This window comes from Mycobacterium sp. BK086, from assembly GCA_004362315.1.
GTDB lineage: Bacteria > Actinomycetota > Actinomycetes > Mycobacteriales > Mycobacteriaceae > Mycobacterium.
Window position 1 is genome coordinate 407,811 of record SNWL01000009.1, and the last position, 15,528, is coordinate 423,338.

General features: G+C 66.5%; 15 protein-coding genes. 9 read left to right on the forward strand and 6 right to left on the reverse strand.

Annotation, left to right across the window (positions count from 1 at the left end):
* Nucleotides 1-36 precede the first annotated feature (36 nt).
* The 4 genes from EV580_RS31190 to EV580_RS31205 all read left to right on the forward strand — a co-directional run bounded on the left by EV580_RS31190 (nucleotide 37) and on the right by EV580_RS31205 (nucleotide 4,865).
* On the forward strand, nucleotides 37-1,041 hold the full coding sequence (locus EV580_RS31190) for a sugar phosphate isomerase/epimerase family protein (RefSeq protein WP_133696589.1): 1,005 nt from the start codon (nucleotides 37-39) through the stop codon (nucleotides 1,039-1,041).
* Entirely contained in the window at nucleotides 1,007-2,467 is a 1,461-nt protein-coding gene (locus EV580_RS31195; protein WP_286171940.1) for a sugar porter family MFS transporter, read from the forward strand. The genes EV580_RS31190 and EV580_RS31195 overlap by 35 nt, the downstream gene beginning before the upstream one ends.
* A 218-nt stretch (nucleotides 2,468-2,685) precedes the next feature.
* Complete coding sequence (locus EV580_RS31200; protein ID WP_286171941.1) at nucleotides 2,686-4,113, forward strand: DHA2 family efflux MFS transporter permease subunit; 1,428 nt, start codon at nucleotides 2,686-2,688, stop codon at nucleotides 4,111-4,113.
* On the forward strand, nucleotides 4,110-4,865 hold the full coding sequence (locus EV580_RS31205) for a dihydrofolate reductase family protein (RefSeq protein WP_133696592.1): 756 nt from the start codon (nucleotides 4,110-4,112) through the stop codon (nucleotides 4,863-4,865). The genes EV580_RS31200 and EV580_RS31205 overlap by 4 nt, the downstream gene beginning before the upstream one ends.
* A 15-nt stretch (nucleotides 4,866-4,880) precedes the next feature.
* Here the strand turns inward: EV580_RS31205 and EV580_RS31210 are convergent, their stop codons facing one another.
* Entirely contained in the window at nucleotides 4,881-5,654 is a 774-nt protein-coding gene (locus tag EV580_RS31210; RefSeq protein WP_133696594.1) for a TIM barrel protein, read from the reverse strand.
* A gap of 119 nt (nucleotides 5,655-5,773) precedes the next feature.
* On the opposite strand from EV580_RS31210, the gene EV580_RS31215 reads away from it, so the two are divergent.
* The 3 genes from EV580_RS31215 to EV580_RS31225 are packed head-to-tail and all read left to right on the forward strand — an operon-like array spanning nucleotide 5,774 to nucleotide 8,659.
* Entirely contained in the window at nucleotides 5,774-6,760 is a 987-nt protein-coding gene (locus EV580_RS31215; protein ID WP_133696596.1) for a substrate-binding domain-containing protein, read from the forward strand.
* Between the two features lie 17 nt (nucleotides 6,761-6,777).
* The gene (locus tag EV580_RS31220) at nucleotides 6,778-7,836 is read left to right on the forward strand and encodes an ABC transporter permease (RefSeq protein WP_133696597.1); all 1,059 of its coding nucleotides are present in this window, start codon (nucleotides 6,778-6,780) and stop codon (nucleotides 7,834-7,836) included.
* A gap of 19 nt (nucleotides 7,837-7,855) precedes the next feature.
* A complete protein-coding gene (locus EV580_RS31225; RefSeq protein WP_221218277.1) occupies nucleotides 7,856-8,659 on the forward strand; it encodes an ATP-binding cassette domain-containing protein in 804 nt (267 codons plus the stop codon).
* A gap of 1 nt (nucleotide 8,660) precedes the next feature.
* Here EV580_RS31225 and EV580_RS31230 read toward each other — a convergent pair whose 3' ends face one another.
* Genes EV580_RS31230 through EV580_RS31250 form a run of 5 tightly spaced genes read right to left on the reverse strand, consistent with a single transcriptional unit; the run spans nucleotide 8,661 to nucleotide 13,226 of the window.
* A complete protein-coding gene (locus EV580_RS31230; protein WP_133696601.1) occupies nucleotides 8,661-9,167 on the reverse strand; it encodes a nitroreductase family deazaflavin-dependent oxidoreductase in 507 nt (168 codons plus the stop codon).
* A gap of 42 nt (nucleotides 9,168-9,209) precedes the next feature.
* Entirely contained in the window at nucleotides 9,210-10,187 is a 978-nt protein-coding gene (locus tag EV580_RS31235) for a Gfo/Idh/MocA family protein (RefSeq protein ID WP_133696602.1), read from the reverse strand.
* Nucleotides 10,184-11,065 carry a sugar phosphate isomerase/epimerase family protein gene (locus tag EV580_RS31240; protein ID WP_133696604.1) on the reverse strand — a complete coding sequence of 294 codons (882 nt, stop codon included), beginning with the start codon at nucleotides 11,063-11,065 and terminating at the stop codon, nucleotides 10,184-10,186. Before EV580_RS31240 ends, EV580_RS31235 begins: the two co-directional genes overlap by 4 nt.
* Nucleotides 11,062-12,069, reverse strand: a complete 1,008-nt coding sequence (locus EV580_RS31245) for a Gfo/Idh/MocA family protein (RefSeq protein WP_133696605.1) — start codon at nucleotides 12,067-12,069, stop codon at nucleotides 11,062-11,064. The genes EV580_RS31240 and EV580_RS31245 overlap by 4 nt, the downstream gene beginning before the upstream one ends.
* On the reverse strand, nucleotides 12,066-13,226 hold the full coding sequence (locus EV580_RS31250) for a phytanoyl-CoA dioxygenase family protein (protein WP_133696607.1): 1,161 nt from the start codon (nucleotides 13,224-13,226) through the stop codon (nucleotides 12,066-12,068). Before EV580_RS31250 ends, EV580_RS31245 begins: the two co-directional genes overlap by 4 nt.
* A gap of 82 nt (nucleotides 13,227-13,308) precedes the next feature.
* Between EV580_RS31250 and EV580_RS31255 the strand changes: the two genes are divergently transcribed.
* Together EV580_RS31255 and EV580_RS31260 are read left to right on the forward strand one after the other, a co-directional pair.
* A complete protein-coding gene (locus EV580_RS31255; protein WP_133696609.1) occupies nucleotides 13,309-14,313 on the forward strand; it encodes a LacI family DNA-binding transcriptional regulator in 1,005 nt (334 codons plus the stop codon).
* 122 nt (nucleotides 14,314-14,435) lie between these two features.
* Complete coding sequence (locus EV580_RS31260; RefSeq protein WP_133696859.1) at nucleotides 14,436-15,248, forward strand: PfkB family carbohydrate kinase; 813 nt, start codon at nucleotides 14,436-14,438, stop codon at nucleotides 15,246-15,248.
* Nucleotides 15,249-15,528 lie beyond the last annotated feature (280 nt).

Sequence of the window (15,528 nt, forward strand, 5' to 3'; positions counted from 1 at the left end):
GTTACTAACGCGCTTTAGTCGAGAGGATTTCCGGCCATGAAATTCGGCGTTTACACCGCGGTACTTCACGACCAGCCGCTGCGGACCGCGCTCGCGACCATCCGGTCTCTCGGGCTCGACGGTGCCGAGATCAACGCCGGTGGATTCCTGCCGACGCCGCACCTACCGATCGACGAGCTGCTGGCCGGGACCATCGCGCCGGCCGAGTACCTCGGCATCTTCGATGCCGCGGGGATCGAGCTGACCGGCTTGAATGTCAACGGCAACCCGCTGCACGCCGATCCTGAGGTCGGGCCAGAAGACGCCGACGACCTGCGCCGCGCGATTCGTACCGCCGCCCTCCTCGGCGTCCGTCGAGTGGTGACCATGTCGGGATTGCCCGCCGCCCACCCGGGTGGCCGGTGGCCGGCCTGGCACGTCAACCCATGGGACAGCGGGTACCTGGATTCGCTTGACTATCAGTGGGATTCGGTGGCGGTTCCGTTCTGGCGCGAGATCGACGCGCTGGCCCGCGACCACGACGTCAAGGTTTGCATCGAGATGCACCCGCAGAACCTCGTCTTCAACCCGCCGACCATGCGCCGGCTCGTGGAAAAGATCGACGCCACCCACGTCGGCGCCGAGATGGATCCCAGCCACCTGTTTTGGCAGGGCATCGACCCGATCGATGCCATCGACTACCTCGGCGACCTGGTGTACCACGCTGCCGCCAAGGACACCCGGATCAACCCGGCATGCTCGGTCGCCGGCGTGCTCGACGATCGGTTCACCCGAGTTCCGAAGGGGCACAAACAGACCGGACTCGGCGGCCGCCACGTCGTCAACCAGTGGCCGGTGAACTCCAGCTGGGACTTCGTCGCCGTCGGACGCGGACACGACGTCGAGTTCTGGTCGCGGTTCATCGCCGCGCTGTACCGCGTCGATCCCGATATGGCCGTCAACATCGAGCACGAGGACACCGAGCTCGACCAGCTCGAAGGGCTGCAGGTAGCCGCCAACACGCTGCGTGACGCCAGCTCGCTTACGCCCCAATGCCTCTGATCAGAAAGACCCGGCCATGACCACCACACACCCCGGCACATCCTCAGGTCGATTCCTCACCAGGCTCACCGTGATCGCGACCCTGGGCGGCCTGTTGTTCGGCTATGACACCGGGGTGATCTCCGGCGCGCTTCTGTACATGAAGGACGATCTGCACCTCAGCTCGTTCGGCGAGGCGACGGTGGTCAGCTCGCTGCTGTTCCCGGGGGCGGCCTTCGGGGCGCTGTTCGGCGGCCGCGTGGCCGACCGGATCGGCCGCAAGCGCAGCCTGCTGGTGTGCGCGGGACTGTTCCTGATCGGCGCACTGGGGTGTGCCTTGGCGCCGACGGTTCAGATCATGGTGGCCGCGCGGATCATCCTGGGACTCGGCGTCGGGGCCGCGGCGGTGACCTGCCCGCTGTACCTGGCCGAGATGGCGCCGGCTGATCGGCGGGGCCGGATGGTCACGATCAACGAGCTGATGATCGTCACCGGACAGATGCTGGCCTTCGCCACGAATGCCTTGCTGGATCACGTCATTCACGATCCGCACGTGTGGCGGGTCATGCTGGCCGTGGCGATCGTGCCCGCGGTCGCGCTGCTGCTCGGCATGCTCGCGCTGCCCGATTCCCCGCGGTGGTACGGGCTGAAGGGGCGCATGGCCGAGGCACGAAACGTCCTCGGGCTCAGCCGCACACCGGGGGAGGCGGACGCCGAGTACGCGTTGATCGTCGAACACACCGCGCACATGCTGAAGACGAAGAGCGCCCCCTTCAGCCTGATTCGCGATGTGCCGTGGATCCGGCGTGTGGTGCTCATCGGTTGCGGGCTGGCGATCGTCCAGCAGGCCACCGGTATCAACACGGTGAACTACTACGCGCCGACCATCCTCGAACAGAGCGGCCTCGGCGTCAGCGCGGCACTGGTGGCCACGATCGCCGTCGGAGTCACCTCGGTGGTCACCACCATCATCGGCATCATCCTGCTGGGCTACGTCGGCCGGCGCACGATGCTGCTCATCGGCTTCGCCGGTGTCGCGCTGTCACAGGTGGCGCTGTCGCTGACCTTCCTACTGCCCGCGTCGACCACGCGCAGCTACGTGATCCTCGCGTGCATGGTGCTTTTCGTGGCATTCGTTCAGATGTTCATCGGCACTTGCGTGTGGCTGCTGCTCTCCGAGATCTTCCCGCTGAGCATCCGCGGCTTCGCGATGGGTATCGCGGTGTTCGTGCTGTGGTGCACCAACGCGATCATTTCCTTCTTGTTCCCGTTGCTGAACTCCGCGCTCGGTTCGACCGGAACGTTCCTTCTGTTCGTCGTGATCAATGTCGGCTCATGGCTGTTCGTTCGGGCTTACGTGCCGGAGACGAAGGGAACCACCCTCGAAGAGCTCGAAGAGCGGTTCCAGGCCGACGCCGAGGGTCAGGCCGCGCCGGTGGCAATATGACCGGAACGTGCAACTTCGGCGAACCTTCCTCCACGCGCCGATGGCCGACAGATCGTGCAGAAATGCAACCAGGCCGCGGTAGTGGCAAATGAAATCAAGATCAGAGCGTGAATTACGCCTACTGCCTTGGGGATTCGAAAATTTGATTTGATCGGCTAACTCTCCCGACGCATGTGACAATTTCACTTTCCGGCTGCGTCGATGACGGCGGGGGGACAGTGACCGAAAGCCATCCGTTCCGCGCGCTGTGGGTCATGATGATCGGCCTGTTTCTCATCGTGGTCGATTCGACCATTGTCGCGGTGGCCAATCCGGTGCTCAAAAACGAGTTCGGGGTCGACTACGACTCCGCCCTGTGGGCGACAAGTGGGTACCTGCTGGCATTCGCCGCGCTTCTGTTGGTCGGCGGACGGCTCGGAGATCGATTCGGGACCAAACCCGTCTATCTGCTCGGGCTGGCCATCTTCAGCGCGTCGTCGGTGTGGTGCGGGCTGACGACGTCGCTGCCGATGCTGACCGTCGCGCGGGTCGTCCAAGGCGTGGGCGCCGCGCTATTGGCGCCGCAGATCTTCGCCACGATCACCCGTATCTTTCCGTCCGACCGGCGCGGTATGGCGATGGCCGTCTGGGGCGCCACCACAGGCGTGGGTCTGTTCGCGGGTCCGATCCTGGGCGGTGTGCTGCTGGACGAGCTGGGCTGGCAGTGGATCTTCTTCATCAACGCCCCGATCGGCGCGGTGGGGCTCGCCCTGGGGGTATGGCTGATTCCCGCACTACCCGGCAGGCACCTGCATTTCGACCTCCTCGGCGTGGGGTTGTCCGGCACAGGGATCTGCTTGATCGTCTATGGGCTGCAAGAGGGTGAGAACGCCGATTGGTCCGCATGGATCTGGGTGACGATCATGTGTGGACTAGCACTGATCACCGCGTTTTTCGGCTGGCAGGCCATTCATCCGCATGAGCCGCTGATCCCGCTTCCGCTGGTCGCGCATCGGAACTTCGTTCTCTCCAATGCCGGAATCGCTCTGGCCAGTTTCACCTTCGTCGCCTTCGTCATCCCGCTGATGATCTATCTCGAAGAGGTGCGGGGGCTCTCGCCGCTGGATGCCGCCTTGCTCACCGCGCCGATGGCCGTCGCAACCGTTGTGCTGGCGCCGGTGGTGGGGCGGATCGTCGACCGAGTCCACCCCCGTCCGATCGTCATATTCGGTTTCGTGTTGCTCGCGAGCGCGCTGTTCTGGCTCGCGATGGACATGTCGGCGGTAACGGCGTTGTGGCGGTTGGTGTTACCGCTGGCTTTGGTGGGCGCTGCGGGGGCGTTCACCTGGGAGCCGCTCGCGGTGATCGCATCGCGTGCGCTGCCCGCCGATTTGGCGGGCGCGGGTTCGGCACTGTGCAACACCGCCCGGCACCTGGGGGCGGCGCTGTCCAGCGCGAGCATCGCGGCGCTGATGGCGGCCCTGCTGGGCGACGAACCGCCGAGAAGTGGGCTCGCCGAGGCGATGTCGCAGTCGATGTTGCTTCCGGCGACCGCGGCCGCGATGGGCGTCCTCACCGCCCTGTTCCTGGTTGGCCGGGAACGCACGCCGGCGTCGGCCCTCGCTTCAGATGTTCGGCCCAGCAGAGAGGTGAGTGTGTCCCGATGACGACCCTTGCCGGCACTTCACCCCCGATACTGCACGACGCCGAGGCCCTCACCGACGACGCGCTGCGCGATCTGTTCGCCTACCCGGCCGACCTTGCCGCGCCGCTGTTTCGGGCCAACTTCATCGCAAGCATCGACGGGGCGGTGACGCTGGAGGGGTCGGGGCGCAAATTGGGGACACCGACCGACCGGCGGGTGTTCGGCCGGTTGAGGGAAGTCGCCGATGTGGTTCTCGTCGGTGCGACGACCGCGTGCTCCAAGCCATATGCCGATATTCGGATGTCCGCGGAGGCACAGGCCTGGCGGCTGTCGAGGGGGCTGGCCGCCACCCTGCCGGTGGCGGTGGTGTCCAGCCGCGGGGTGGTGCCGCCCGCGGTCCTGGGCAATGTGACTGTCCCGCCGGTGGTGTTCGTCGCGGCGAACGCCGATGCCGCGGCGCGACGTGTGCTCGACGAATCCGAGGCGCGGGTGATCGAGCTTCCCGGTGACCGAATCGGTTCCGCGGCAATCCGAAACACGCTCGGCGAGTTGGGTCTGCACCGGGTGCTCGTGGAGGGCGGGCCGACGCTGTTCTCGCAATTCGTGTCGGACAACGAGATCGACGAGTTGTGTCTGACCACGAGCCCGAAGCTCGTGGCCGGACCCGCACGCCGCATCGCCGCGGCCGATGGTCACGTGGAGATCAACATGCAGCGCAGGGGCATTCTGGCCGGTGGGGACGGAACCGTCATCGTTCGGTGGGCGCGCTACTGACTTTCTTGCTCGCGGTCAGGTAAACGCCGCCCGGAACGCGTGCAGTGCCGCTTCGCTGTCGCCGGCAGCCCATGCCTCCAGGCCGATCGGTCCGGAATAGCCCATCTCGCGCAACGCCGTCGCGATAGCGGGGTAGTGGATCTCGCCGGTGCCGGGCTCACACCGGCCGGGCACGTCGGCTACCTGGATCTCGCCGATCGCGTCACCGCATCGGCGAACCAGCTCGACGAGGTTCCCCTCGCCGATCTGGGCGTGGTAGAGGTCGAGCATCATCTTGACGTTCGGATGCCCCACGCCCTCGATGAGCGCGAGCGTGTCCTTGGCGCGGGCCAGCGGGACGCCGGGGTGGTCGACGATCGTGTTGAGGTTCTCCACGCAGAACATCACGCCGGCCGCGGCGCCCAATTCCCCGATCCGCTCGAGTGTGCGCTGGGCCGTCAGCCACATCTGGCCGGTGGCCCGCTGACGCGGCCGGGCCGCATGACCGTCGACGAGCTCGGCGGTGTGCAGGTTGAGTCGCGGAACACCAAGTGTCGCAGCGGCTTTGATGCTCAGCTCGGCAGTCCGAACCACCTCGTCGGCGCTGGCCGGATCGATCAGGTCACCGTGCAAGTAGCCCGTCATCGACGAGAAGCGCGCCCCGGTCGCGGCCAGCGCCGCCAGGTCCTTGTCGTGCCAGGACCAGATCTCGACTGCGAAACCCAGCTCGTCGATGCGGCGCACTCGGTCCAGGATCGGCAAGTCGCGAAACACCATCTCGGCGCAGATCGCCAGCTCGAAGTCGCTCATGGGCAGCACCCTAGCATTTGACATGCAGTCCAAATGTCCTAACAAAGTCTTGACTTTCTGCTGTGAGCCGTATTACATCGAGAGATCAGCGTGTCGTGCGCGATGGACAAGGAGTCGTCATGAGGTTCACTCGGCTAGCGGCCATGGCAGGCGCAGGTGTGCTTGTCATCGGGCTCGGTGCCTGTTCGGCCACCGGTGGCAAGCCCCGGGACAACGGCAGCGGGTCCGGCGGAGGCACCGTCGATACGCCCCGCATGACGATCGCCATGATCACCCATGAGGTCCCCGGTGACTCGTTCTGGGATCTGGTCCGCAAGGGCGCGGAGACGGCGGCCAAGAAGGACAACATCGAGCTTCGCTACTCGAGCGATCCTGAGGCGCCCAACCAGGCCAATCTCGTGCAGAGCGCGATCGACAGCGGGGTCAAGGGCATCGCCGTCACGCTGGCCAAGCCGGACGCGATGAAGGCTGCCGTGCAGAACGCCGAGTCCAAGGGCATCCCCGTCGTCGCCTTCAACGCCGGTCTGGATGCCTGGCAGGGGATGGGGGTCAAGGAGTACTTCGGCCAGGACGGGTACATCGCCGGTCAGGAAGCGGGCAAGCGCCTGCAGGCCGACGGCGTCAAGAAGGTCGTGTGTGTGATCCAGGAGCAGGGTCACGTCGACCTCGAAGCGCGGTGCGCCGGCGTGAAGAACACTTTCCCGGCGACCGAGATCCTCAACGTCAATGGCAAGGACATGCCATCGGTCGAGTCCACGATCACCGCCAAGCTCCAACAGGATCCGGCCATCGACATGGTCCTGACCCTCGGTGCGCCGTTCGCGCTGACCGCTGTCCAGTCGGTGAAGAACGCGGGCAGTAACGCCAAGGTGGCCACCTTCGACACCAACGCCGCGCTCGTCGACGCGATCCAGAAGGGCGACGTGCAGTGGGCTGTCGACCAGCAGCCGTACCTGCAGGGCTACCTGGCCGTCGACTCGCTGTGGCTGTACCTATCCAACAAGAACGTCATCGGTGGCAACCAGCCGACGCTGACCGGCCCGTCCTTCATCGACAAGTCCAACGTTGACGCCGTGGCCGAATTGGCCAAGGGCGGAACCCGATAGCGACCCTGGGGAAAGACATGACTACGCAAGCAGATCTCGAGGTCGCCGACCACAAGGTTGTCCGCGACGAACGTGTCAAGGAACGGAATCGGCTGCAACGCCTGTTGATTCGGCCCGAGATGGGCGCGGGTATCGGCGCCATCGGGATCTTCGTGTTCTTCCTCGTCGTGGCCGAGCCGTTCCGTCAGGCCTCGTCGCTGGCCACCGTGCTCTACGCCAGCTCGACCATCGGGATCATGGCCTGCGGTGTCGCGGTCCTGATGATCGGTGGGGAGTTCGACCTGTCCACCGGCGTCGCAGTGACATTCAGTTCGCTGGCCGCGTCGATGCTGTCCTACAACCTGCACCTCAACTTGTGGGCCGGTGCCGGTCTGGCGCTGATCCTGGCGCTGGCCGTCGGGTTCTTGAACGGCTTCCTGGTCATGAAGACCAAGATCCCGTCCTTCCTGATCACGCTGAGCACGTTCTTCATGCTGGCCGGTATCAACCTCGCGGTGACCAAACTCCTTGCCGGCCAAGTGGCTACGCAAAGCGTCAGCGACATGCAGGGCTGGGACTCGGCCCAGAAGGTGTTCGCCTCGTCGTTCACGCTGTTCGGCGTGAGCATCCGCATCACCGTCGTGTGGTGGCTGGTGTTCACCGCGGTGGCCACCTGGGTGCTGTTCAAGACCAAGATCGGCAACTGGATCTTCGCGGTCGGCGGTGACGCGGAGAGCGCCCGTGCGGTCGGCGTGCCGGTGACGAAGGTGAAGATCGGCCTGTTCATGTTCGTCGGTTTCTGCGCCTGGTTCGTGGGCATGCATCTGCTGTTCGCGTTCAACACCGTTCAGTCCGGGCAGGGCATCGGCAACGAGTTCTTCTACATCATTGCCGCGGTGATCGGCGGCTGTCTGCTGACCGGTGGCTACGGCACCGCAGTCGGGGCCGCGATCGGCGCGTTCATCTTCGGTATGACCAACCAGGGCATCGTCTATGCGGGCTGGAACCCGGACTGGTTCAAGTTCTTCCTGGGCGCGATGCTGCTGTTCGCGGTGATCGCCAACAACGCCTTCCGTAACTACGCCGCCAAGAGGTGAGAGAGAAGTGACCGCGACCATGGATCGTCCCACCGAAGAAGCCCCGTCCGGCGGCCCCGTGCCTCTCGTCGAGTTGAAGAACGTCGGCAAGAGCTACGGCAATATCACTGCGCTCAAAGATATCTCGCTCCGGGTGCACGCTGGCCAGGTGACCGGAATCCTCGGTGACAACGGTGCGGGCAAGTCGACGTTGATCAAGATCATCGCCGGGCTGCATCAGCAGACCGACGGTGAGCTGCTCGTCGACGGCGAGGCCACGAAGTTCACCTCACCCGCCGACGCGCTGGGCAAGGGCATCGCCACGGTGTACCAGAACCTCGCCGTCGTGCCGCTGATGCCGGTGTGGCGAAACTTCTTCCTGGGCCAGGAGATTCGGAAGAAGAGCTTTCCGTGGTCGCTGGATGCCAACGCGATGCGGGCCACCACTCTGACCGAGCTGTCGAAGATGGGAATCGACCTTCCCGACGTCGACGTGCCGATCGGTTCGCTCTCGGGCGGTCAGCGCCAGTGTGTAGCGATCGCGCGGGCGGTGTTCTTCGGTGCGCGGGTACTGATCCTCGACGAGCCGACCGCCGCCCTGGGTGTGAAGCAGTCCGGCGTGGTGCTGAAATACATCACCGCCGCGAAGGAAGCCGGTTTCGGCGTCGTGTTCATCACGCACAACCCGCACCACGCCCACATGGTCGGCGACCACTTCGTACTGCTCAACCGTGGCCGCCAGAAGCTCGACTGCACCTATGACGAGATCACCCTGGAGCACCTGACCCAGCAGATGGCCGGCGGTGACGAGCTCGAGGCCTTGTCGCACGAGCTCGGGCGCTGAGTCAGCGCACCGTCAGCGCGAACAGCCGCAGTTCCCGGTCGGTCCGCGTGCGGTACGACTGGTACATCGGGTAGGCCAGGAAGCGCCGCAGTCCCGCTTCGGCCTCCGGCCCGCTCAGCAGCGTGGCCGTCACCGGAATGTCGATGCCGTTGATCGCCACGACCGCCTGCGGGTCGGCAATCAGGTTCATGCTCCAGGCCGGATGCCGCTGCTCGCCGAAGTTGCTGCCGAGGATCAGCAGCCGGTCGCCGTCGCGCAGATAGCTCAGTGCGGACACCCGCTGCTGGCCGGACTTACGGCCCGTCGTGGTGAGCAGGAGCTCGGGCATCGAGGTTGGACCGAACAGCGTGTACTTGCCGTTCGTCGCCTTCAGCACCCGGCGATCGAGCGGAACGAGTGCCTTGATGACGCGGGAACCGAGTGCGGTCGAGGCGAAGGCGTAGACCGGCTTGAACAGGGGCGAGATGTCTTCTCTGCCCCAATGGCCGTCAGGGAAGGATTGCGGCATGTCTGTCATCGTGCCCGATGAGGGCCCGCTGCAGAACCCCATTCAGCGCGGCGACATGCCCGCCGAGACATACGCGGCGTCCACGAACCGCATGTTCTGCACGGCGTCGTCGACACCGATCGGCAGCGGTGCGCCCTGCTGTACGTGCGCGGCGAACGCCTCGAGCTGGTAGGTATAGGACGCTCGCGTGCCCAGGCGTTCCACCCGCGTGCCGTCCGCCGTGCGGATCGTGACTCGGTCGTCGTCGTGGGGCTGGATGAAGTTGTGGACCACTGCGTCGCCCGTGGTGCCGACAACCCTGATCGTGAACGAGAACGCTTCTGCGACCATGCTATTGGCGGACAGTCCGGTAGCCCCGGACGGGAAGCTCACGTCGACGTCGCACCACTCGTCGATGTCCGGGGTGCGTTGTGAGGCGCGGGCGGCGACGATCTCGGGCCGGCCCAGGCCACCCGCGCCGAGCTGGCGCATGATGTGCAGGCCGTAGCAGCCGAGATCCATGAGCGCCCCGCCGGCCATCTCCAGCGACCAGCGCGGATCGTCGGCCGACGGCGCCGGCATCCCCATCCGCACCTCGACATGGCGGATCTCGCCCAGCTCACCACTGCCGGCCAACACGAAGATCCGTCGGGTCACCGGGTGGAACAAGTAGTGGAAGCCCTCAAGGATGCTCACCCCGGCTGACTCGGCAGCCTCGGCAACCGCCTGCGCCTCGGAGTGGTTGCGCGCGAACGGCTTTTCGGTCAGCACCGGTTTGCCGGCCGTGATCGCCGCGAGATTCCATGGCGCGTGCAGGGCATTGGCCAGCGGGTTGTAGACGACGTCCACCTCGTCGTCATCGATGACGTCGGCGTAGTTGGTGGCGACCCGTTCGACGCCATAGGTATCGGCGAAATGCTTGGCCCGCTGCGGATCCCGAGCCGCCACCACGACCAGCCGATGGCCCAGCTCACGGGCCGGGCCCACGATCGCGTGGTCGGCGATGCGGGAGGCCCCGAGCACACCGATCCGCAACGTCATGCCGGTACGCCGCCCGCGACGCTCTGGAGGTAGGCGACGCTGGCCAACACGTCACGCAGCGGTCCCTGGCCCTGCGGCGCGCTGTCGAGGATGGTGTCCTGTTCGAGGACGAACCAGCCGTCGAAGCCGTTGTCCCGCAGCGTCGCAACGATCCCTGCGATATCGACGTCACCGGTGCCCAGCGGGGTGTACATACCCTGGGCCACTGCCTCGGTGTAGCTGAGCTCGCCGGACTGCACGCGAGCGGCCAACGCGGCGTCGACGTCCTTGAGGTGGGCGTGCGCGATCCGGCCGGGCACCGCGCGGGCCAGCTTCAGCGGATCGGTGCCGCCGATCAGCAGGTGTCCGGTGTCCAGGCACAGCGAGATCGACGACCCGCCCAGCACCCGGGCCACCTCGTCACCCTTCTCGACCATCGTGCCCACATGAGGATGCAGCACCGCGGTGATACCGCGCTCGGCGGCGGCTGCGGCAAGCCGGTCCAGGTTGGTGAGCAGCGTCGACCACTGCTCGTCGTCGAGATCGGGTCGGGAGTCGTATCCGTCGGTGCCGGTGGCCGCGGCCAGTACCAACATCGAAGCGTCAGCAGCCACAAGGGATTCCAGCACCCTGGCAACGTCGGGAACCGGATCGTGGCCGGCGTCGTGCAAGACCACCGGCGCGAAGCTGCCGACACAGCTCAGGCCGTGCCGGCCCAAAAGTGCGGTCAGCTCGGCCGGATCCGATGGCAGGAAGCCCTCCGGGCCGAGTTCGGTCGCGGTCAAGCCCGCGCTGCCCATCTCGGTCAGCACCCGCTCGGGATCCAGCTGGTAGCCCCACCCCGGCACCTCGCACACGCCCCATGAAATCGGGGCACCGGCAATACGAATGGAGTTCATCGGGCCTTGGCCTCCTCGATGCGAACCGGAGTGCCGCGGCGCAGGGACTCGGTGGCCGCCTCGGCGATCCAGGCCACCTCGACCGCGTCGGCAACCGTCGCGCCCTTGATGGCGTTGCCCTTGGTGACCTCGACGAAGGCGGCCAGCTCGGTGCGGAAGGCCTCGGTGAACCGGTCCATGAAGAAGTGGTGTGCCGGCCCCTCGGGGAACGTGTTGCGCGGGTCGGTGTTTCGGACCGGGGCGCCCTGGTCCCAGCCGGCGACGACGGAGTCCTCGAAGCCGTGCACCTCGAGGCGGCAGTCGTAGCCGCGGGCGTTGTAGCGGGCGTTGGAGATGACGGCCAGCGCCCCACCGTCGAAGCGGACCACCACGGCGGCGGTGTCGACGTCACCGTATTCGGTGAACAACGGATCGCCCTGCACGGTGCCGGTGGCGTAGACCTCGACGGCCTGCTGCCCGGTGATCCAGCGGACGATGTCGAAATCGTGGACGGCGCAGTCGCGGAAGATGCCGCCCGAGCCGGCGATGTAGTCCATCGGCGGGGGAGCGGGATCCATCGTGGTGCTCCGAACGGTGTGCAGCGCACCGAGCGAGCCGCTGTCGACGGCGGCCTTGGCAGCGGCGAACGCGGCGTCGAAGCGACGCTGGTAACCCACCTGCACCGGTACCACCGATCGGGTGATGGCCTCGGCCACCCGGGCGCTTTCGGCGGCGGTGGCGGCGATGGGCTTCTCACAGAACGTCGGCAGACCCTTGGCGACAGCGGCCAGGGTGAGCTCCGCGTGCGCCGGGGTGGCGGCTGCGACCACCACGCCGTCGACGCCCGAATTCAGTAGCTGCTCAACCGAACTCACGGGTGTGGCACCGAATTTCGCCGCGACCGCAGAGACGACATCGGGACGTTCGTCGGTGACGACGAGGCCGTCGACGCCGTCGAGGTTGCTCAGCGTTTCGGTGTGGAACGCACCGATGCGGCCGAGGCCGATGACACCGAGTGTGGTCATGGGATTCTCCGTTCGTTCTGGTCGCGCAACGCGACATCGAGGGCTTCGGGGGTCAGATCGTCGGCCAGCGCGGCGAGCACCACGTCGACCTGGCTGGGTGGGGCCAGGCTGCCGATGGGCTGGTCTTGGTCGAGGTTGGTGGGGAAGGGATATCCCTCGGCGGTGGCCACCACCGCGTTGAGCACGTCCGCCGCCGGGCGGCCCGCAGCCGTCATGGCCCGCAGCGCCGGGTATACCGCCCGCACCATCGCGGTGCGGTCGAGGGCCTCCATCGCGCGGCCGAACGGCGACGAGATCTGCAGCAGGTTCGCCATCCGCCGGACGTCGGCCGACGTATTGGCTCCCGCGCCGTGGTATAGCGCGGGATTGAAGAACACCGCGTCGCCCTTACGTAGCGGGATCTGTACTTGGTGGGTGGCGAAGTAGTCGACGAACTCCGGGCGGTTGAATGCCACGTACCCGCCCTCGAACAGCTGCGAGTACGGCAGCAGCATCGTCGGCCCGCTCGCCAGTGGCATGTCGGTGTGCGCGACGGCGCCCTGCAGGGTCAACGTCGGCGACAACCGGTGTACGTGGGCCGGGTAGTCGGTGAGCTGGCCGGGTGCGACGAAGCCGAGGTGGTAGTCACGGTGCGGAACCTGCGCCGCGCCACCGGGATTGACGACATTGACCTGAGAGGTGACCTGATACCGCGGACCCAGCCAGGCCTGGCAGACCAACGCCAGCAGGTCGTTGGCGTAGTAGTCGGCGTAGACCTCGGGGGAGTGCAGGGCGAGTTTCTGGGCGGCGTTCCACACCCGGTCGTTGGCGCCTGCCGCACCGAAGTGATCGCCCGCCGCCGCGCCGGCCTGTCGCTGGGCGGCGATCAGGTCAGCGAATGCCGCGCTCGCCGGATCGACGACCGCGGCGGGAAACGCGCCCGTGAACACCACGACGCCGGGACCGTCGGCCAGTGCGGAGATCAGCTCGGCCTGCAGCGTCCGCCGGTCGGTCAGGACCATCTCGGCGGCGGAGTAGACCAGGACGTTCTCGCGGACGTCGGCGGCGTGCGGGTACGCACTGAGATCGGTGTCCCGCTCGGTCAGCGTTCGCAGCTCGTCGAGCTGGAATACCGCCTCGCCCAACCACGGCTCTACCCGTGCCCTCACGTCGACCATGCGGAAAGTCTTGCTGTGATCCAGCCCGCAATCAACACCAGAAAACCATCAAAAAGCCATCACCGGGGATAGGGTGCCTCGCATGGCGCACCGATTCAAGGTCCGCGAGATCGCCCAGCAGTCCGGGCTGTCCGAGGCCACCGTCGACCGGGTGCTCAACGACCGCCCCGGCGTGCGGGAAGCCACCCGGGCCGAGGTGACGCAGGCGATCGAGGATCTGGAGAAGCAGCGAGCCCAGTTGCGGCTCAACGGGCGTCGCTACCTGTTCGACGTCGTGATGCAGACACCGCAGCGGTTCTCCGACGCCTTCCGCGCTGCGGTCGAAGCCGAGCTGCCGACGTTCGCCCCGGCCATGCTGCGGGCGCGCTTTCACCTGTGGGAGTCAGGGTCGACCGAGCAGATGGTGGAAACGCTCGCCCGGATCAAGGGCAGCCACGGCGTGGTGCTCAAAGCGCAGGACGAGCCCGAGGTGGCCGAGGCCGTCGACCGGCTGGTGGCCGGCGGCGTTCCGGTGGTGACCTACACGACCGACATCCCGGCCAGCTCGCGCTGCGGTTACGTCGGCATCGACAACCACGGCGCCGGCGTCACGGCGGCCTACCTGATGGACCAGTGGCTGGGTGAAGCCCCCGCCGACGTGCTGATCACGTTGAGCCGCACGGTGTTTCGTGGTGAGGCGGAACGGGAGGTCGGCTTCCGCAGCGGACTGCGCAGATCCGGGCGCGGCATCGTCGAGGTCAGCGACAGCGACGGCATCGACGCCACCAACCAGCGCCTGGTGCTCGACGCACTCGAACGGCACCCCGAGGTGGAGGCCGTCTACTCCGTCGGTGGCGGCAACACGGCGACGGTGGCGGCCTTCGACCGGATCGGACGGCGGTGCCGGGTGTTTGTCGCCCACGATCTAGACGCCGACAACCGCCGCCTGCTGCGGGAGGGCCGGATCTCGGCGGTGTTGCACAACGATCTGCGCGCCGATGCCCGGTTCGCGATGCGGCTGCTCCTGCAGCAGCACGGGGCGCTGCCCAGCGAGCCCGCGCGACCCGTCCCGATCCAGGTGATCACCCCCTACAACCTGCCCGCCTGACCGCGCGAATCAGTGATTCGCCGAATTCCCGACTAGCATCTCGCGCCGACGGCGACGATGAATGCGCCAATCTATTGAGGAGACAATCCGTGCCAGAACAGCGCGCCGAGCTGGTGGACGGCGTGACCGTGCTGGGCAATCTGGCCATCGACGTGATCAACGGGGGCCCGAAGACCCCCGGCGGGTGCGCGTCGTTCTCCGGTGTGGCCATGGAAGCCACCGGCGTCCCGGGCGGCATCGTCGCGCTGGCAGCCGACGAAGACCACTCCCTGTTCGACCCGCTGCTGGACCGGTTCGGTTCGATGATCCGGATTCTCGCGGCAGACCGCACCAGCGCGTTCCGGTTGGACTATGAGGACGTCGATCATCGCCGGATGTCGGTGGAAGCCATCGGCCCGGTGTGGGGTGCCGCAGAGGTCGAGGCCGCCGCGCCCGACACCACCTGGGTCCACCTCGCGCCGCTGCTGCGTACCGACTTTCCCGCCCAGACGCTGGCGCTGCTGGCGCAACGCGGTCACCGCATCGCGTACGACGGCCAGGGCCTGGTGCGCGCCGACCAGCTGGGACCGCTGGTCGAGGATCGGCATTACCCCACCGAACTGCTGGCGCACCTGTCCATCTTGAAGCTGGCCGAGGACGAGGCTGTCATCGTCGCCGACGGGCCCTTCGACCAAGCCACCGCGGCCCGCCTCGGAGTGCCCGAGATCCTGGTGACCTACGGATCCGAAGGCTGTGACATCTATACGGGGGACAGCTGCGTGCGGGTGCCGGCCGCATGGCGGGTGGAGGGTGTGCAGGCCACCGGAGCCGGCGACATGTTCACCACCTGTTATGTGGCAAATCGCGCGGCAGGCGCCGATCCGCGCGCCGCAGCCAAAGAGGCCAGTGAACTCGTTGCCGGTGAACTGGAGAAACGCCTGCAGGCACGCCGGTAACTGAGAGCTACCGGCGAGTAGCTTTTCTCTTAGAGAATGCCATTCTCGGAAGGTGACGAACGACACACTTTTGTCTCATCTGGCTGTCGCGGATGTCCGTGAGCTGTGTCTTCGGCGCAGGCCTGGCGGCGTGTCAACGTCGTGCCGTGGTCTGGCTTGCCTAAGAAAGTGCAATAATCGGTACTGCGAGTGACAGCAACTCCTGGGCTGTCGATTCCGTCGGCGCGTCCACCCTGACAGCGACGCGGTATCCACACCCGGCGGGACAGGACGAAAGGCG

Excerpts from the sequence above, each read along its gene's own strand:
- EV580_RS31250 (WP_133696607.1), bottom strand. The coding sequence starts at position 13,226 with ATGGTCGACGTGAGGGCACGGGTAGAGCCGTGGTTGGGCGAGGCGGTA.
- EV580_RS31240 (WP_133696604.1), bottom strand. The coding sequence starts at position 11,065 with ATGAACTCCATTCGTATTGCCGGTGCCCCGATTTCATGGGGCGTGTGC.
- EV580_RS31205 (WP_133696592.1), top strand. The coding sequence starts at position 4,110 with ATGACGACCCTTGCCGGCACTTCACCCCCGATACTGCACGACGCCGAG.
- EV580_RS31190 (WP_133696589.1), top strand. The coding sequence starts at position 37 with ATGAAATTCGGCGTTTACACCGCGGTACTTCACGACCAGCCGCTGCGG.
- EV580_RS31215 (WP_133696596.1), top strand. The coding sequence starts at position 5,774 with ATGAGGTTCACTCGGCTAGCGGCCATGGCAGGCGCAGGTGTGCTTGTC.
- EV580_RS31245 (WP_133696605.1), bottom strand. The coding sequence starts at position 12,069 with ATGACCACACTCGGTGTCATCGGCCTCGGCCGCATCGGTGCGTTCCAC.
- EV580_RS31220 (WP_133696597.1), top strand. The coding sequence starts at position 6,778 with ATGACTACGCAAGCAGATCTCGAGGTCGCCGACCACAAGGTTGTCCGC.
- EV580_RS31225 (WP_221218277.1), top strand. The coding sequence starts at position 7,856 with ATGGATCGTCCCACCGAAGAAGCCCCGTCCGGCGGCCCCGTGCCTCTC.
- EV580_RS31230 (WP_133696601.1), bottom strand. The coding sequence starts at position 9,167 with ATGCCGCAATCCTTCCCTGACGGCCATTGGGGCAGAGAAGACATCTCG.
- EV580_RS31235 (WP_133696602.1), bottom strand. The coding sequence starts at position 10,187 with ATGACGTTGCGGATCGGTGTGCTCGGGGCCTCCCGCATCGCCGACCAC.
- EV580_RS31255 (WP_133696609.1), top strand. The coding sequence starts at position 13,309 with ATGGCGCACCGATTCAAGGTCCGCGAGATCGCCCAGCAGTCCGGGCTG.
- EV580_RS31210 (WP_133696594.1), bottom strand. The coding sequence starts at position 5,654 with ATGAGCGACTTCGAGCTGGCGATCTGCGCCGAGATGGTGTTTCGCGAC.